14 protein-coding genes and 1 pseudogene are annotated in these 16,212 nt (G+C 48.5%); 6 read left to right on the forward strand and 9 right to left on the reverse strand.

Annotated features, from left to right (window positions below; all coding sequences use genetic code 11):
- The 8 genes and pseudogenes from DFR28_RS04070 to hemC all read right to left on the reverse strand — a co-directional run.
- Window positions 1–286 (reverse strand): transposase (locus tag DFR28_RS04070; protein ID WP_211316853.1); only part of this gene is annotated, 286 nt, incomplete at its 3' end.
- Window positions 287–419: 133 nt separating this feature from the next.
- Window positions 420–869 carry a hypothetical protein gene (locus DFR28_RS04075; protein ID WP_147250919.1) on the reverse strand — a complete coding sequence of 150 codons (450 nt, stop codon included), beginning with the start codon at window positions 867–869 and terminating at the stop codon, window positions 420–422.
- Between the two features lie 36 nt (window positions 870–905).
- The gene (locus DFR28_RS04080) at window positions 906–2,030 is read right to left on the reverse strand and encodes a hypothetical protein (protein ID WP_147250920.1); all 1,125 of its coding nucleotides are present in this window, start codon (window positions 2,028–2,030) and stop codon (window positions 906–908) included.
- A 234-nt stretch (window positions 2,031–2,264) separates the two neighbouring features.
- Window positions 2,265–3,080 carry a bifunctional DNA-formamidopyrimidine glycosylase/DNA-(apurinic or apyrimidinic site) lyase gene (gene mutM, locus DFR28_RS04085; protein ID WP_113953002.1) on the reverse strand — a complete coding sequence of 272 codons (816 nt, stop codon included), beginning with the start codon at window positions 3,078–3,080 and terminating at the stop codon, window positions 2,265–2,267.
- A gap of 47 nt (window positions 3,081–3,127) precedes the next feature.
- The gene (locus tag DFR28_RS04090) at window positions 3,128–4,378 is read right to left on the reverse strand and encodes a heme biosynthesis HemY N-terminal domain-containing protein (protein ID WP_113953003.1); all 1,251 of its coding nucleotides are present in this window, start codon (window positions 4,376–4,378) and stop codon (window positions 3,128–3,130) included.
- A gap of 2 nt (window positions 4,379–4,380) precedes the next feature.
- Window positions 4,381–5,592, reverse strand: a complete 1,212-nt coding sequence (locus DFR28_RS04095) for a uroporphyrinogen-III C-methyltransferase (protein WP_113953004.1) — start codon at window positions 5,590–5,592, stop codon at window positions 4,381–4,383.
- Between the two features lie 168 nt (window positions 5,593–5,760).
- Window positions 5,761–6,516 (reverse strand): uroporphyrinogen-III synthase, encoded by a 756-nt coding sequence (locus DFR28_RS19910; protein ID WP_245941737.1) that lies wholly within the window; start codon window positions 6,514–6,516, stop codon window positions 5,761–5,763.
- Window positions 6,517–6,528: 12 nt separating this feature from the next.
- Window positions 6,529–7,452, reverse strand: a pseudogene (hemC, locus tag DFR28_RS19915) (hydroxymethylbilane synthase); the annotation flags it as partial.
- Between the two features lie 217 nt (window positions 7,453–7,669).
- Here hemC and argH point away from each other — a divergent pair.
- The 6 genes from argH to DFR28_RS04125 all read left to right on the forward strand — a co-directional run bounded on the left by argH (window position 7,670) and on the right by DFR28_RS04125 (window position 14,581).
- The gene (gene argH / locus DFR28_RS04105; protein WP_113953006.1) at window positions 7,670–9,094 is read left to right on the forward strand and encodes an argininosuccinate lyase; all 1,425 of its coding nucleotides are present in this window, start codon (window positions 7,670–7,672) and stop codon (window positions 9,092–9,094) included.
- 29 nt (window positions 9,095–9,123) lie between these two features.
- Window positions 9,124–9,279, forward strand: coding sequence for an LPS translocon maturation chaperone LptM (gene lptM / locus DFR28_RS19565; protein ID WP_147250921.1), 156 nt, complete (start codon window positions 9,124–9,126; stop codon window positions 9,277–9,279).
- Between the two features lie 64 nt (window positions 9,280–9,343).
- Complete coding sequence (gene lysA / locus DFR28_RS04110) at window positions 9,344–10,597, forward strand: diaminopimelate decarboxylase (RefSeq protein WP_113953007.1); 1,254 nt, start codon at window positions 9,344–9,346, stop codon at window positions 10,595–10,597.
- Between the two features lie 86 nt (window positions 10,598–10,683).
- The gene (locus tag DFR28_RS04115) at window positions 10,684–11,148 is read left to right on the forward strand and encodes a glutaredoxin family protein (protein ID WP_113953008.1); all 465 of its coding nucleotides are present in this window, start codon (window positions 10,684–10,686) and stop codon (window positions 11,146–11,148) included.
- Window positions 11,149–11,178: 30 nt separating this feature from the next.
- Window positions 11,179–11,961 (forward strand): exodeoxyribonuclease III, encoded by a 783-nt coding sequence (gene xth, locus DFR28_RS04120; protein ID WP_113953009.1) that lies wholly within the window; start codon window positions 11,179–11,181, stop codon window positions 11,959–11,961.
- A gap of 115 nt (window positions 11,962–12,076) precedes the next feature.
- Window positions 12,077–14,581 carry an ExeM/NucH family extracellular endonuclease gene (locus DFR28_RS04125; RefSeq protein WP_113953010.1) on the forward strand — a complete coding sequence of 835 codons (2,505 nt, stop codon included), beginning with the start codon at window positions 12,077–12,079 and terminating at the stop codon, window positions 14,579–14,581.
- Window positions 14,582–14,642: 61 nt separating this feature from the next.
- Here the strand turns inward: DFR28_RS04125 and DFR28_RS04130 are convergent, their stop codons facing one another.
- Window positions 14,643–15,812 (reverse strand): MFS transporter, encoded by a 1,170-nt coding sequence (locus DFR28_RS04130; protein ID WP_113953011.1) that lies wholly within the window; start codon window positions 15,810–15,812, stop codon window positions 14,643–14,645.
- Window positions 15,813–16,212 lie beyond the last annotated feature (400 nt).

Here is a 16,212-nt window from a genome sequence, read left to right on the forward strand (position 1 = left end):
GACCCACTCGATGGTGGCGATAGTTGTAACTTTGGGTATACACCCCATTCAGCTGGCGCATTCCTCGCGAAAGATTAGCATCGGGCGTTTCTATCAGCAGATGATAGTGATTACTCATCAAGCAATACGCATGGCAAACCCAGTTATAGCCAACACACACTTCTCCGAGAAGATCGAGAAACTGCCGCCGGTCCACATCATCGTCGTAAATGTCCTCACGCCGGTCGCCGCGCGAAGTAACATGGTATAGAGCTCCTGCAAACTCCAGTCTAAGTGGTCTCGCCATCCTTGCGCTCCCTTATTCCTTATCTAAATAAAATTGTCTTCGATCTGGTAACTCAAACTAACGAGCAAACCTGCAAAATGCAAGACCTGACCCCATTAGTTTTTATTTGCCCCCCCCCCTTCATTCGAGTACTTCACTTCCTTATACTCCTTTTTTTTGCATCTTTATGAGCTAGGTAAAACAGTAAAATCATAGCCAAACAAAGATTCAAAACACCATTAAAAGAGAAGAAGTAAAAAGGTTGCCCAGAGACATTAGAGCGCGAAAATATCGCCAGAAGCGACCAAGCAACGACAATGAAAAATGCTGAATGACACGACAACATCAACATAAACTCTGCTAAAAATTCACTAACATCAAACTTAGCCCGAAAAATATAAAAGCAAACAACAAGCAAACTCACACCGATATAAGCCGCCGCAACCCACTTGACCAAATGATAGCGATAAGATATCGCTTCTGGCGAGAAGTATCCTTGACTCGGATTTAAGTCCAATGTTGCCACAGCCAAAGGCATCGCATAAAAAAGTGTTAGAACCATTACGATTACTAAAAGTGAAAGCTCAAAAAAAACTATTTTCATAATTTCAAAATTAAACACTTTTGCCAAATATTAATGCTAGTTACCTGGCACATAGCCGCCGCTACTGCGTGGAAACGATCTATTAAAGTTAGTATTGCTGTTTAGCCACTCAATTCGCCCTGTAGTTATAGTACCAGATGGGGTAGCAGCTCTGTACTGTGTACCAACATTTAGCGTTACTGTTCTAGGATTACTGATCCCTCGATAATCCACACCCGAAATACGCCCCTTCGTGTCCCAAGCGACTCGCCCTGACCAATCATATGCTGTTGCTGTTAAGGTAACAGTCCTCTTGCTATATAGTGCGTTTTGTTGTAACGCTGAAATCAAGACACCAGCACCTGCACCATTAGCTAGCCATTTTGCTACTTTATTATTGACTCCTCCCAACCATTGAAGAGCCTTCCACTGCGAGACGCCTATTACCGAGTTTTCTATCCAACTCAAAGAATCCCATTCGCCAGTAGACTCGACTAGAGTATCAGGATCTATCCAAACAGCGGGGACTCCGTCGACCCCAAAATCAAGGACTAAAGCCAGCCTTCCAGAGTCGCCCTCTAACGGATCATCACTCAACACACCTCCATCACCATCACCATCACCATCATCGCCGCTAATAGCCTCAGAATCAGAAACTGTTGGTGGGCTCTGATCACCTGCTCTAACGAAATTATCAGGGCCACTTACCTCCGAGCCCGCACCGGTCGCTTGCCCCATCATTCTCATGATTGCTAGGTCGCGAGCAGCACCAGATTCTGACGCTAGAGGATCTGGTTCCGGCCTATAGGTATTTCTGATTTCGGTCATGTCGTCTTCACCGGTCTCCACAGTCACGCCAGTAGATACAACGTTACCAGTAGCAGCAACAGTTATGACACCTCCACCGGAAACTGAACGAGCCACGGCGCCACCACCCGGCCGACCATTGCTAGAACCATTACTATTATCTTCGAAATTAGGACAAGGCAAGCGTTGGCTGGCGGAAGAACACTGCGTTGAATTCCCAGTCGGATCAACATAAAAGGCCTCTGGGGTCAGGTCTTGCATTTTGCACGCCGGATTACCCGCAAGTGTCTCATATTGATGCGGCACAACACCACTAGCTGGACACCCATTCACTACTTCTCTTAGCCGTAAGGTTGTTGATTCTTTTAATTTCACCAATGCAAAACCCTAAAATCTCGACCAATCAAGCGACTGGTACAGAAAACAAACAATTGCTGAAATGGGTGTCCATTTTTATTGCCGTTTTTTGGAGTTAACACGCCCTCGTAAGGCCGATATTAGACCATCAGCCAGTCGCTCTTTTATGGCGATTGACTGATTTATTAGCGCACATTTTCGCTCATGCACCATCGGTCTAATGCAAAATATAGAAGATCAGCGGCCGAAGTTCTAACCCCGTTGACACACCCGACAATAAAAAGTATTCCTCTGCCCAATAACCTTTGAAACAATGGCACTGTCGCATTTAGAACAGGGCTCACCAGCGCGACCGTAAACTTGTAGTTCGTGCCGAAAGTAACCCGGCTTGCCGTCTGCTTGAGTGAAATCATTGAGCGTTGTGCCACCGGCTTTAATCGCCTTGGCCAGCACTGTTTTTATTTCTTGGGCGAGCAATTGATAGCGCTTTCGACTAACTCTCTGAGCAGCGATGGTGGGTCTAATACCAGCTTCGAATAGCGACTCGCTGGCATAAATATTACCCACGCCAACCACCACATTACCATCCATGATGAAGTTTTTTACCGCCACTTGCTTGCCGCGCGAACGGTTAAATAGATAGTCACCATCAAAAGCATCCGTGAGCGGTTCTGGCCCGAGGTTTTGAATCAACTTGTGATCTTCTATAGGCTGCTGCAGCACTAAACAGCAACCAAAGCGGCGCGGATCGTTAAAGCGAATGGTGTGGCTTGAGAAGACTAAATCAATATGATCATGCTTGGCTGGCGGCAAGTCAGGCTTGACCACTCTAAGGCTGCCGGACATACCTAAATGCAGCATCACGCTGCCTTTCTCAGTGTGCAACAGAATGTATTTGGCTCTGCGCTCAACCCGCGTTACCAATTGCCCAACCAATGACTCTAACTCATCCACAGGCACCGGCCAACGCAATGAGGCGTTGCGCACAATCACTTTACAAAGGCGCTGATTGGCCACATAGGACTCAATCCCTCGCAGCGTGGTTTCTACCTCTGGTAACTCAGGCATGATCGCTCAAACCACTAACTAACTTTAACTAAAACTAGGCATCGCGCTTAAACTGATGGCTTGATGTCTTGCGCTAATAACAACTCGCCATCAGCCGGTGCGGTGGCCTCAGCGATCATTTCAGCATCAGTGGTGCGTGCCATACTGGTCATGCCGGCACGATACAACTGCAGTGCCTTGCCACTTTCATTACCGGCCTCGTAGACTTCACCTAACAAGGAGTAAGCTTTCGGCAACTGTGCTATTTGCACCGCTTTTTGTAAATATTCTTTAGCTAACTCCAACTCTTTCTCGCGCAGTGCTAACTGCCCAGCAGCCAGATTTAATTCAGCATTCTCAGGTCGGCCCATTAACCAGCCCTCTACCACGCGCCGCAATTTTGCCGGCTTGTCAGCTGGAATTTCACCGTAAAGATGCACTAATTCATCGCTCCAGTCGGACTTCAAGGTGACTCGAATTAACTTTTCAGCATCCGCCGCATCGCCTCGTTTGATTAAGCTATTGGCGTATAAAACCACATTGGCAATGCGCTTTCGCTGTGCTTTCGGCAAAGCTTTCCATGCTATATCTTTGTCCGCAGCACTGATTAAGGCTGCGGTATGCGCATCATTCAAAATAGCACCTAACACTTCATCAGGCAGCGCATGTTGCTTACGTGCTACTGGCAACAAAGCCACCGCTTTGTCCCAATTACCCAACTGTTGATGGGTTTGCATTAGCATCGCCGTAAACTGTGCATTGCCATGCCCAACGTCAACGATGTCTTGTAAGGTAGCGGCCGCCTGCGCGTATTGACCCGCGGATTGATGTAAGCGTGCTTTGGTTAAGCCTATTGCTAAACGTTCTTTAGGCGCAGCCTTGAACGCAGCATTAAGATATTCATCACGCTTAGCCATCCGTCCCTGCTCTTGTGCAGCTTGTGCCGCAGCAAGGTAGTTTATATAGGGCACTCGACTCGCACCAGTCTTCGCAATTAGGCTTTTTTCTGCGCGTTTCCAATCACCCTTAATTAGCGACAAATACCCTGCACCTAAGGCAGCATCGGCTTTCTTGTGCGCCCGTTTAGTTCGCCAACCAGTGAATGACTTAGGTGCCCGCCAAGCGGTTTTGACTAACCAAAACAACAGTTGCCATGCCAAGAATAAGCAGAAAACTAACAGTAGGAACTGTATGAACGACATTTCCCACAGGTACGCTCCGGCGTATATTTTCACGTAATTACCAGGCTGAATATCGCCCAGCAAAAACACCACGTAACCAACAACGCACGCTAATATGACCAATAGAATGTATCGCATGACTACTGGCCACCTTTGATTGACTGCAATAATTCAAACGACTGTGTCACTGGTGGTAAGTCAACCTTTATCGGTTGTGCCCGTAGCGCAGTAAGCTGCTCCATGACCTGCTTAACGTCGCTGTCATTCAAATCAAAATATTCGGTCATCCAAGTCAACGCTGACTCGAGACTTTGTTGATACACAGTTGACCTACCTTGCAGCGCTGCCAATTCAGCCTTAGCAAGCTGCAATTGCAAATTTTGATTCAAAAAATAGCGATGTTCTGGGGCCAGCAACGGTTTGGGCGGTTGGTCTATTCGCTGAATATCAAATCGATTAACCACATCAGCCCAAACTTGTCGCAACACACCGCGCACCGTTTTTTGTTGCGCGGCATCTATTTCAGGCTCAAGCACCACCGGCTCAAGTGTTGGGCGATCATTTTCTAGCTTCAAATTAGGCACTCGTGCGGCTAACGCACTTAGCTCGCCGGTCATGCGCTCAATATCAATTTGCTCTGCATTACGCAACAAACCGATTTCTTCATTAATTTTTTGCCGCACAATCGCGAAACGCGGATCAGCTAAGGACTTCAATTGGGCATCGGCCAGAGACAGTGCCTTGATCGCCGATGTCACGTCTCCCGAGAAAACCACATTATTATTCGCCAGCGTTAACAGTTGGGCTACTTCGTCAATGACGTAGCTGTTAACACCTTTTTGCATGGTCTCATTAACCTTAGCCACCGATTCACTGAGCACCGTTTGGGTTTGCTTTAAATCGCGTAGCTGCAAGTCTACTGAACTGTTGAGCTGGAGAATCTGACTCATAAGTTGAGGTTCAGTAACCGCATTAGATTGTGCCGTTTGTAAGCGGACAATTGCGTCACCAAGCCGAGTTACGTCGCCCCCAATCTCCGTTACGCTGACCGCTAAATCACTGTTTTTTTGAACTCGAACGACGTTGTTGTCATACCAAGTGTAACCAGAACCTGCCAACGCTCCGAGTGAAAGCAAGATCGCCACTACGCTCAAGCCCTTAGCGGCACCAGCACCTTTGACCACGACCGGTGTAGCTTGAGGAGCCGACTGAGGCGTCGCCGCTTGCGGGCTCTCTGAAGTATTCGTTGCTTTCGAGGCCTCGGCTGAATCCGATTTCTTGCTAGCATCAACTGTCGCTGCTTTTGTCGCTGCTTTCGATTTGTTAGATTGCTGTTTAGACGAATCGGTCATAGATGGCTGCCTGTGAAGCCCGCCAGTCAGCGAGCAAATACGTTGTACATTAGTTGTGAAAATTCTATCACAGCCGAGCTGACTGAACTATTTACCATATTGTGTAAAACGCAACATTGTGTAAAAAGCACTTACCCAAGGTATACCGTAAGCCGCCACGACGATTTGCTAGCGTGAAAACGCTATCATCATATGCTTATTCGATGGTGACTCAGCGATCAATATCTCTCCTTGCCACCCTAGCTTTCTTGCATGTCCAGCGATATTGTCACTGCCGGCGACCATTTTAGTGGCCAATAGTTCATCGACCTGACTCCCAGCCAAAGCAAGCAAGTTATTTACCGACTGTTGGCTGTGCACAAAAACGCCTTCTATTTTCTGGCTATTCTTAATGGCTGCGCTAAGCAGTGAAGCACTCTGCGATGGCAACCCAATCCGATAGATCTTTGCCTCAAACACCTCGCCACCGCGTTGACGCATCTCATCTGCTGGCCAATCTAAACCATTTTCACCGCGCATAATTAGGAGCTTACGATTCTTGAGGTCTTGCATCGTATCAACCATAAGCAAGGCCTCAGCACCGTGACCTTGCTCAGGAAAGTGAGCATTCACGCCATGCCTGAAAAGTTGTTTTGCTGTTTCTGCACCAACCGCCATGACCCGTGCATGAGCCGGCAAGCCACCATTATTCTGGATCAATGGAAAACCGTATTCGACCGCATTACGCGACACAAAAATGATGTCGGTAAATGTATCAAGTTGCTGCAAAACCTCAACTAACTCAGCATCTTGCCGCGCAGCGACCGCTAAGGTCGGCACGTGTGTGGGGGTATAATCCAAGCGATGCAAAATGGCCGCGGTGTTACCCAAAAACTGCTCCTGACGCGTCAAAATCACCGTGGGGCGACTAATGGTATTGAGCACCAATGGCTCTCGGTATACCGATGCAAGAATCTCGCCAGCACCTTGTTTAAGCAGGTCTTCAGCAACGGTTTGCCCCAAGTGTTCCGCGCCTTGGATAGAAATATCCGTACCAGTCGCGAGACTACTTAAAACTTGCGAACCGTCGGTTTTACCAACTAGGCCGCGCATTCGAATTTTACCCGCCTCTAGCTGCGCATAACCCGCAACCGGCACTTGGCAACCGCCTTCTAGAGCCGCATTCATAGCCCGTTCTGCGGCCAAAAAGACCGCACTTTGCATGCTGTGTAATGGTGCTAAAAGCGCCTTGGTTGTGGCGTCATCAGATCGACATTCAATGCCAACAATACCCTGCCCAACCGCGGGTAAGCATAACTCAGGATTAATGTACTGCTTGATACGATCAGCGAAGCCAAGACGCAGCAAACCCGCCGCAGCCAGAATAATTGCGTCGTAGTCGCCGTTGTCCAATTTTTGTAATCGAGTATTGACGTTACCGCGTAATTCAATGAACTCTAAGGTTGGAAATGCATGTTTGAGTTGCGCAACGCGACGTAAGCTTGAGGTCCCAACGCGCGCGCCTTGGGGCAGTGCATAGAGGTTTTGATAGTTATTCGAAACCATCGCATCGCGTGGATCTTCGCGCTCACAGACAACCGAAATTTCGAGACCGCGAGGCAGATCCACCGGCACGTCTTTCATCGAATGCACCGCAATGTCAGTCTGCCTCTCTAACAATGAGACTTCCAGTTCTTTCAGGAATAGTCCTTTACCACCAGCCGTCACCAAACTGCGGTCAAGCAGCTGGTCACCTTTGGTTGTCATTGGCACAATTTCGACTACCAATGCCGAATGAACAGCCAACAATTGATCTTTAACATAGTTGGCTTGCCACAGTGCCAGCGGGCTATTGCGAGTCGCAATGCGAATCGTTTTCATAGAGTATCTGAAGCGTCTTGCTAATCTTATGGGGTAAGTAACTGTACCATAAGGCATTCTCGATTCAGACTGGTTTTTATATCGTCGTGCTAAACGCCGCACAAACCCTGTCAATTGCTCGCTAAAACCGAGCCGCTCAAGCTATAATCGCTGGCCAATTACCACGTCGTGCAATGGCACGCGGTTAGCTACAAACGAAATAAGGATGGTCCTACCCATGGTCAACCAGAAAACCACTGATGTAAACCCAAAAGCTACCAGCAAAAAGCCTTGGGGCGGTCGCTTCACCGAAGCAACTAACGCATTGGTTGAAGCGTTTACCGAATCCGTTAGCTTTGATGCCAGACTTTATCGCCAAGATATCCAAGGCTCATTAGCACATAGCAAAATGCTCGCCAAAATCGGCATTATTACCAATCAAGAGGCTGAGCAAATTCACGCTGGCTTGCACCGCATTCGCGATCAAATAGACGCTGGTGAATTTGAGTGGTCGACCGAATTAGAAGATGTTCACATGAATATCGAAGCCCGCCTGACTGAAGACATTGGCGATGCAGGCAAGAAACTACATACCGGACGCTCGCGTAACGACCAAGTGGCTACGGACATTCGGCTCTATATGCGCGAGGCCAGCGACGACGTCATCGACCTAATCCGCGCCCTACAACACAATTTGTTGACCCTTGCGGAAAACGAAGTAGACACGATTTTGCCAGGCTTCACACACCTTCAAGTAGCCCAGCCTATTAGCTTGGCTCATCACCTGTTAGCTTGGAACGAGATGCTTGAACGCGATGCAGAGCGCATCACCGACTGCCGCAAACGGATCAATGTTATGCCGCTAGGCTCTGCAGCGTTAGCCGGCACGAGTTTCGATCTAGACCGTGACTTCACCTGTGAACTACTTGGCTTTGATCGCCCCAGCCGCAACTCCTTAGACGCCGTGTCTGATCGAGACTTTATGATTGAATTTGCATCCGCCGCCAGCTTGGTCATGATGCACCTCTCACGCATGTGTGAAGAGATCATTTTGTGGGCGTCGGAAAGCTATAAATTTATCGACATTGGCGACGCGTTTTGTACTGGGTCGAGCATTATGCCGCAGAAGAAAAACCCAGATATAGCGGAAATCGTACGCGGTAAAAGCGCTCGTGTGTTTGGCAATTTGCACGCGCTACTAGTGCTAATGAAATCGCAACCACTGGCTTACAACCGCGACAACCAAGAAGATAAAGAACCGATCTTTGATACCATCGACACCGTCGCGCGCTCACTACAAGTGTTTGCGGCCATGATACCGAGCATCACGTTTCGTCGAGACCGCATGGAACAAGCGGCACTCAAAGGCTACGCCACTGCAACCGATCTAGCCGAATACTTGGTGCGTTTACAAGTACCGTTTCGCGATGCTCATGAGATCGTCGGCGGCACCGTGCACTACGCTATTGAACAAAACAAACCACTGTCTGATTTAACCTTAGCCGAGTTACAATCTTTCGGCTCGATGATTCAAGATGATGTGTATGATGTGTTAACGCTAGAGGGCTCGGTGAATGCACGCTCACATTTTGGCGGCACAGCCCCCGCACGCGTTCGCGAAGCGTTACAGGCCGCACAAGATAGATTGACACCTCCTAAGTAGCACATAACCTCGAACCTAATTAGAACATTATGAAACAGATATTCTCTCAGCTCTTAAGCCTAAGCCTAGTTCTTGCTCTTTGTGTAGGCGTTAGCGCCTGCGGCCAAAAAGGTCCACTCATTGTTGACAAACCTGAGACCGAGCAGGTCACCACTCAAGAAGAAGCACTCGAGGAGACCAAATAATCGCTTTAGAATCACGCAACTTGCACGCAAGCGAGCATCGAATCTAGACGGTTGTTTTAACACCATGACCTTTTTTCAATACCATGCCGGCGAGCTTCACGCCGAGCACGTTCCGGTGTCTCAAATTGCTAAGCAATTTGGCACGCCCGCATACGTTTATTCCCGCGCGGCCATCGAGCACCAATGGCACTCTCTTGACACCGCCTTTGGTGATTACCCACATACCATTTGCTACGCAGTAAAAGCCAACAGCAACATTGCGGTGCTTAATCTGTTAGCGCAGATGGGCTCTGGGTTTGATATTGTGTCTGAAGGCGAACTGCGCCGGGTCTTGTTGGCCGGCGGCGATCCCCGCAAAGTAGTTTTTTCTGGGGTTGCTAAATCTACCGGCGAACTTGAATTCGCCATGCGCAATAAAGTACGTAGCATAAACATTGAGTCAGTTGCCGAACTCCATCGCGTACAAGCGGTAGCGGCGTCATTAGACGTGGTGGCGGCCATTGCGATTCGCGTCAATCCTAATGTCGACCCTGAGACTCATCCGTACATTTCGACGGGCATGGACAAGGCGAAGTTTGGGGTTACCATGGAAGCGGCCTTTGAAGCCTACCAATTGGCGGCTAAGATGCCGAACATCGAGGTACACGGCATTGCCTGTCACATCGGCTCACAGATCACCAAAACTAGCCCGTTTACCGACGCCCTCTCCATTGTGCTAGATATGGTCAAACGTCTTAGAGATGTAGGCATCCAAATTCAGCAACTCGACCTCGGTGGCGGCTTAGGCATCAATTACCACGGCGAAACACCACCGTCGGCGCAAGAATATGTTGACGGCATGCTAGCAAGTGTCCGCGAGCATGGAGTGGATCTGCCGATAGCTATCGAGCCTGGCCGCTACATTGTCGGCAATTCGGGCATTATGCTTACCCAAGTCGAATACCTTAAACACAATCAGAGCAAACGCTTTGCGATTGTTGATGCCGGCATGAACGATTTACTCAGACCCGCCTTGTACCAGGCATATCACGAGATCATTCCAGTCGCCGAGCAGTCAACCAGCCCAATCGAGCAATATGATGTCGTCGGCCCCGTGTGCGAATCGGCAGATGTACTGGGTTACGATCGCGAGTTGTCGGTTAAGTCCGGTGATCTATTAGCCGTTTGCTCCGCGGGGGCTTATGGCCACGTGATGAGCAACCAGTACAACTCACGACCCAAGCCTCCTGAGCTAATGGTAGATGGTGACCAAGTTCACGTCATTCGACGCCGCGAGACTCATGATGAACTAACCCTAGCAGAATCACTTCTACCCTAAACTCATCGGCCACTATTTCGATTATCCAGACATCAAAATAGAACGTGCTGCTGGTATTTTTTACGAAAATAAGTTATTGATATTGCATGAAACTACCCAACCATACTCAAGTGCTATTCGCAGCCCTACTTTCGGCCGCTGTCAGCACCACCGCAGACGCACAAAAACTCTACAAATGGGTTGATGCGCAAGGCAATATTTCTTACCAAGATTCACCGCCTCCCGAAAATGCAAAACTGCTGGATGAGAAGCAAGTTGGGCGCACCGGTGGCAGCGAAGCTGACGCGCCAGCGAATGGCGACCCAATTAAAGTCTATACCGTTGCAAATTGTGCTCTATGCGCGCAATCCGTTTTACTTATGATCAAAATGGGCGTGCCCCATGTGGAGCTGCCGCTGAATGAAGATCGCGCAGCGCAGAGTCTTATTCTGGAAAAGACTTCAAGCTTAATCGCACCGACTATCATGATTGGCGAGACCATTTTGCAAGCACCGTCAGATGACGAACTCTCCGAAGCCATCACGGCGGCGGGCTATACCGTCAAAGAATAAGTCTACTCGTTAGCAAACTAAGGAATACCCGTGAAAATTGCATCTTGGAATGTGAACTCCTTGCGTGTCCGCTTGGACCACCTGAGTGATTGGTTAAATGACAATCAGCCAGACTTAATGTGTTTACAAGAGCTCAAGATGCCGGACCAAGACTTCCCTTCTGAAGCGCTATTAGAACTAGGTTATCACAGCGTATTTACCGGACAAAAAACCTATAACGGCGTCGCAATCCTGAGCAAACAGCCACTCGATAATGTGGTCACTGATATGCCCGACATGGACGATCCGATGCGACGTTATATCGCTGGCGATTACCCACTCGCAAGCGGCCAATCAATGCGAATAGTAAATGTCTACGTACCAAATGGACAAGCGCTAGACTCCGACAAATTTATTTATAAACGCGAGTGGTTTAGTAAACTGCGAGCCGCTATGCGTGAAACCTTGCAGGACAACCCAAACGTCGTGCTCGTTGGTGACTTTAACATCACGCCAGCCGACATCGACGTGCATGACCCTAAACGCTGGGCAGGTAAAATTCATTGTTCTGATATCGAACGGTTAATGCTGCAAAAACTAATGAGCGAAGGCTTATTTGACACCTATCGTCACTTCAATACTGATGGCGACCATTTTAGCTGGTGGGACTACCGCGGCGCTGGCTATCGTGCCAATGAGGGTTTGAGAATTGACTTAATTCTAAGCTCCTCGGCAATGCTCAACGCCGCCACTGGCAGCCATATTGACGAAGCCCCCCGAAAACTTGAACGACCCTCAGACCACACGCCGGTGGTGGCTGAATACTCACTGTAGAGCCGTAAAATTTACGGGCAATGTCGCCCGAAACATATAGCCAGCTGTTGTCATACCTCTGACACTTTACATATTTACGCTGTTACCTTTGTTTCGAACAACCATGCCCTCTACCATGAAAAAACATCTACTCTTTGGTCTATCGGCCAGCCTCGTTTGCGCTGCGATCTCGTCTTCCTTCGCAGCCTCCATCAATGAAATTCGTACTGATCAACCTAGTACAGATGTGGATGAATACGCTGAAATTGTCGGCGCCGCTGAAGAATCGCTTAGCGGCCTAAGCTACCTAGTATTAGGTGATGGCACTGGTGGCAGTGGCGTTATTGAATCGGTAGTTAGTCTCGACAGCAGCGCAATTCCTGCCGATGGCGTATTTGTATTCGCAAAATCAGCCACACTACTCTCAGGCACTGTGACACCAGACCTAGTTACCAGCAGCCTAAGTTTTGAAAATAGCGACAACGTCACACACTTACTAGTCAACGGATTTACTGGCAGCAATGGTGACGACTTAGACATCGACGACGACGGTACACTCGACGTCACACCTTGGACCAGCATTGTTGATTCCGTCGCACTAAAGGAAAACGATTCCGGAGAAATGCTATACAGCAATCGCATTGTCGGCCCTGATGGCAGCTTTGTACCAAGTCATGTTTACCTGTGCGACGAAGGCTTTCGCATCGGAGCTTTTGATGTCGCATCAGCTGAGGCAAAGGATACGCCAGGCACAGCGAATAATTGTGACGGGGGCGGAACAGGTACACCAGTTGCAGCCACTATCCCCGAAATTCAATCCAACAGTGCAAGTAGCCCATTGGTGAATCAGCAAGTCAGCACCTCGGGAATAGTGACTGCCGCGTTCACCAGTAGTGACCAGCTAAAAGGCTTCTTTCTACAAGATCCTGTCGGCGATAACGATGTCAGCACCTCAGACGGTATCTTTGTGTACAACCAAGATGCCGCCGTATCTGTCGGCGACCAAATAACACTCGATGCTACCGTGGTAGAGTTTTTCGAATTTACTGAACTTAGCAATGTAGCAAACTTAGTCGTGGTTTCATCGGGTAATACCTTACCGGCGCCCGTGCAGGTGACATTACCAGAAACTACTGACGGCGAGCTCGAGCAATATGAAGGAATGCTCGTTGAAATTGTTAGCCCAATGACCATTTCACAAAACTTTTTTCTCCCGCGCTTTGGGCAAATGACTCTCTCGTCACCAGACGATAACGGCAACGCCGGTCGACTCTATCAACCCACCAACATCTTCAGTGCAGGCAGCCCAGAAGCATTGGCGCTGGAAGCCGAAAATGCTCGTCGAACCCTTATTTTGGACGATGGTCAAGATGTAAGTGGTTTCGGCGACAACCCTGATCCAGTGCCCTATATTGGCAAAAACCCAGCATCCGTTATTCGTGCCGGTGACACCGTCAGCAACTTAGTCGGCGTGTTAGATTACGGTCGAATTAACGCTAACTCACCACCGAGTCGAGACTACCGACTGCATCCAACCGAAGCACCTAGCTTTACCGCAGCAAACCCACGACAAAGCACACCAACAAACCCAGGCGGATCAGTCACGGTAGCCAGCTTTAACGTACTCAACTATTTCACTACCTTAGATGGTAATGGTTCGATTTGTGGCCCATTGGCAAATCAGGACTGCCGTGGGGCAGATTCAGCCAACGAACTAACTCGCCAACAAGACAAAATCGTTAGCGCTCTCATCGCCATGAATGCCGATGTGGTCGGCCTGATTGAAATCGAAAACAATGGTTTTGGTGCTGGCAGCGCTATTCAAACCTTAGTCGATGCAGTTAATGCCAAAGCTGGCGTCACAAAGTACGCGGTGCTGCCCATTAATGAAGGCGTAACCCCTGGCTTAGGCGGTGACGCGATCACTGTAGGCTTTATCTACCAGCCATCAAGAGTGACGAGCATAGGCACAGTCACTACCTTAGAGACTGGCGCATTCTCCGAATCTATTACCGATGGAGGCCGTAGCCGTCAACCGATCGCTGCTAGTTTTCGCGAAGGTGCATCAAACCAAGTTTTTACCGCCGTCATTAACCACTTCAAATCTAAGCGCGCACCATCATCAGTTCAAGGTAATGGCAACGATGATTCTGGCGATGGCCAAGGTTCATGGAACTTGCGACGTACTGAAGCCGCAAACGACTTAGCCGACTGGTTAGCTAGCGACCCAACTGGAGTCAACAGCGGCGACATTTTGATCTTAGGCGACCTTAACGCCTATGCTAAAGAAGACCCAATGTTAGCATTGGCCGCTAAGGGGTATACCGACTTGATAAAAGCACACAATGGCCAAAACTCATATTCGTATAGCTTCGACGGCATGGCCGGCTCCTTAGACCATGCGCTCGCATCAACATCGTTGCAAGCTAAGGTTACCGGGGTCACGCAGTGGCATATCAATACCGACGAACCACCGATGTTAGATTACAACACTGAGTTTAATCCAGATGGCTACTACCAAGACGATTCGTTCCGCGCGTCGGATCACGACCCAGTCATTGTTGGCCTAGATTTTGCAGCACAAGAGGATTGTTTTGTGGTTCCGCTAGCAAACACTAAGGTAGTGGTATTCTGTCTCTAGACGATTAAGCTACAGGGTAGCCCAGTGCATCAATTGTAACTGGGCTGCCTAGAAAGCTCTATCAAATCAGACGCGTCTCATTGCCGATCTCTGGTTGGTTAGGAATCAATTGTGATAGCAGCAGAGAACCAACCGCGATACCCGCTCCAATTAGAAACACCAAAGCACTGCTGTGCAACCAAACCAAGCCCAGTACGGCAGGTAGCACCACCGCAGCAATATGGTTAATTGTAAAACTAACCGCTGCCGTTGAAGCAATATCATCAGGCTCTGCGATTTTTTGCAGATAAGTTTTGACCGCAATCGCGAACGCGAAAAAGAAATGATCGAGAATATAAAGCGCTCCGGCAATTTTGGCATTCTCGACCAAGGCGTAAGAGACGAACACAACGATCAAGCCAACATACTCAAACGTAAGCGCGCGTCTTTCTCCGATCACGCCAATTAATTTACCAATACGCGCCGCAAACAGTAAGTTAAATACGTAATTAGCCAGAAACAGCAACGAAATCGATGCCGCCGAATAGTTGAATTTCTCGACCAGTAAGAATCCTGCAAACACCATAAATATCTGGCGACGCGCGCCGCTCAAAAACACCAATGAGTAATACAACCAGTAAGATTTGCGAATCACTAATTTGGTTTTCTGTTCTACCTTAGCTTCAAACTGTGGAAACGCCATCCACACAAATAGCACCAGTAGTAAGGCCAGGCCGCCGAATACAAGGTAGATCGTTTTATAACTCACCGCCCAATTTTCCAACATGAGCCACGTACTACCAAAAACCAAGATTGAAGCACCAGCTTTTACCGCCAATGCGGTACCAAGAAAGTGCGCCGCCGTTGACTTATCAATCCACTGCAAGGTAAGTGACTGGTTAATTGTCTCGAAGTAGTGAAACCCTATCGACATCACCACAGTGGTAATGTACAAACCGACAACCGTGGGGAAATAGCCCGTCGACACCACACCTAAAGCCAGCAGTAACAAAGACAAAATGGCAAAACGTTGCTCTTTGATATAGGCCATCAAAAACACAGCGGTAAACGCCAAAAAGCCAGGAACTTCACGCAGGCTCTGCAATATACCGATCTCGCGCCCCGAGAACTCAGCGACTTCTTTGCTAAAGTTATTTATTAACGCGGCCCACGTAGAGAAAGCCAACGGCATGATAAATGCCATAATTAATAGAAGGTTTGCTGGGGAACGCCAGTCACGAGATACGTTCATATTGTGTTTAAGCGCAAGCGGAAGGAAAGCCAAAGAGTAAGGAACATACGCCGGTAATGCAAAGCAAGTTCGGCTGATTTTGCGTAATCAGCAAATTCAGCCATAACGCGTATCGTATTACTCCACAGAGATACGGGAATTCGACCTGCCTGGCATCGGATATCTCGCATGATTATAATTGACAAATAACCAGATTATGCCGTTGTCACTAGGCATTGGACTATGTTTAAATGTGAATCCCTACACCAGAATACGAGTAACACGCCTTGAAGTTTGGCAACTGGACTGCCCTAAGTAGACTATCCAAAAGTAGCGCCCTCAATCGCATAGTTTTCTGCGTCTTTTTAGCGCTCGTTTGGATGATTGCACAGTTCTGTTTAATTCCAATATGGCCCACCGA

The organism is Arenicella xantha (assembly GCF_003315245.1).
GTDB classification, from domain to species: domain Bacteria; phylum Pseudomonadota; class Gammaproteobacteria; order Arenicellales; family Arenicellaceae; genus Arenicella; species Arenicella xantha.

What these genes read in the sequence shown, in the direction of transcription:
- DFR28_RS04090 (WP_113953003.1), bottom strand. Translation starts at nt 4,378, where the DNA reads ATGCGATACATTCTATTGGTCATATTAGCGTGCGTTGTTGGTTACGTG.
- argH (WP_113953006.1), top strand. Translation starts at nt 7,670, where the DNA reads ATGGTCAACCAGAAAACCACTGATGTAAACCCAAAAGCTACCAGCAAA.
- DFR28_RS04075 (WP_147250919.1), bottom strand. Translation starts at nt 869, where the DNA reads ATGAAAATAGTTTTTTTTGAGCTTTCACTTTTAGTAATCGTAATGGTT.
- DFR28_RS04125 (WP_113953010.1), top strand. Translation starts at nt 12,077, where the DNA reads ATGAAAAAACATCTACTCTTTGGTCTATCGGCCAGCCTCGTTTGCGCT.
- lptM (WP_147250921.1), top strand. Translation starts at nt 9,124, where the DNA reads ATGAAACAGATATTCTCTCAGCTCTTAAGCCTAAGCCTAGTTCTTGCT.
- mutM (WP_113953002.1), bottom strand. Translation starts at nt 3,080, where the DNA reads ATGCCTGAGTTACCAGAGGTAGAAACCACGCTGCGAGGGATTGAGTCC.
- DFR28_RS04115 (WP_113953008.1), top strand. Translation starts at nt 10,684, where the DNA reads ATGAAACTACCCAACCATACTCAAGTGCTATTCGCAGCCCTACTTTCG.
- DFR28_RS04130 (WP_113953011.1), bottom strand. Translation starts at nt 15,812, where the DNA reads ATGAACGTATCTCGTGACTGGCGTTCCCCAGCAAACCTTCTATTAATT.
- lysA (WP_113953007.1), top strand. Translation starts at nt 9,344, where the DNA reads ATGACCTTTTTTCAATACCATGCCGGCGAGCTTCACGCCGAGCACGTT.
- DFR28_RS04095 (WP_113953004.1), bottom strand. Translation starts at nt 5,592, where the DNA reads ATGACCGATTCGTCTAAACAGCAATCTAACAAATCGAAAGCAGCGACA.